1 protein-coding gene is annotated in these 1,143 nt (G+C 36.9%); it reads left to right on the plus strand.

Going from position 1 to position 1,143, the window contains the following annotated elements; translation table 11 throughout:
* Positions 1-993, plus strand: a 993-nt coding sequence (locus tag GCCT14_RS05075; RefSeq protein WP_320411698.1) for a UPF0158 family protein, incomplete at its 5' end; no start/stop codon positions are given.
* Positions 994-1,143: the final 150 nt, after the last annotated feature.

Genomic DNA, 1,143 nt, shown 5'->3' on the forward strand with positions numbered 1-1,143 from the left:
CAGGAGACAGGAATGAAGAGCGAGGAGCCCAAAAAAAAGAAGACCAAAAAACGTGAAGAATTACCTACTCCAGCACCGCGCTTTCCTCATGCTCAGAATCCGCTGATTCTTCGATTTAATCGTCTTATGGATGCTTTTGCCAAATCAGACGATGAGAGAGACTACTTTTTGGACCGTGTAGAGGGTTTTATAATTTACATGGATCTAGACAAAGAACAAGAAGAAATAGACTCTCTTCTTCTTGAGCTGAATGAATCTAAGGAACGCTATTACTTGATCCCGAAATTAACCTTCTATGAGCAAAAGAAGCTTATGGAAGGTTTCATTCATGAGAAAGTGTACGATATTGATACAAGAGAGAAACTGTTAGACATCATAAGTTCAAAAGATCCTAGAGAAAACTTCCTTGAATTTTTGCTCGACCATCATGCTGAGCACGAAAAATGGCAACAATATTACCAAGACAAGTTCCGAATTCGTATTACAGAGTGGCTTCGAGAAAACGATTTTGATTTTGTATTTGAGGAAGACCTTGAACTTTCAAATACGATTATTGAAAAAATTAAACGTCACCTATTCAATGCCAAAGTTCCCAAAGACTTATCTGAGATAAGACAATCTCTACGAACAAAAGCTCAAGTCTACTATTCTAGTGAAGCGTTGAATCCTCGTCCTAAAAGGGGACGTCCTCCTAAGCAAATAGTTAAAATTGAAGTTGAAAAGCCAGCTAGTTCTGATATTTACTCTACGCTACCTCCATCTATTTGTTCTTTTCTTTACGTTCCGGACTTTAATACAGCCTCTGAAGTTACCTTTTCTTCTAAGTTCAACTCTCAAGATGAACTGATAACTAATTTTAAGAGCTCTCAAAAAGCACAATCTTCTTTAGCTCAATTAGAAGATCTTTCTAAAAAATTAGCTACACTTCGCTTAAGTGGGCAGCAAGATGAAATTATTCTCAATTCTCCTCGTGCATCTAAACTAAGTGAATAATGGCCAAAGAGATGGTTTTGAGCAGTTTTTTTTAGAAGCAATTATAATCTCTCCCTGAAATGATGTCCCTTTAAGAGCTTCTCGAGAAATTTTAAGAGCCAAGTCTGAGTTGTTACACTTTTCAGATAAGTGCCCCAAATAGATACGTTT

The sequence above is a fragment of the Candidatus Similichlamydia epinepheli genome, from assembly GCF_003056015.1.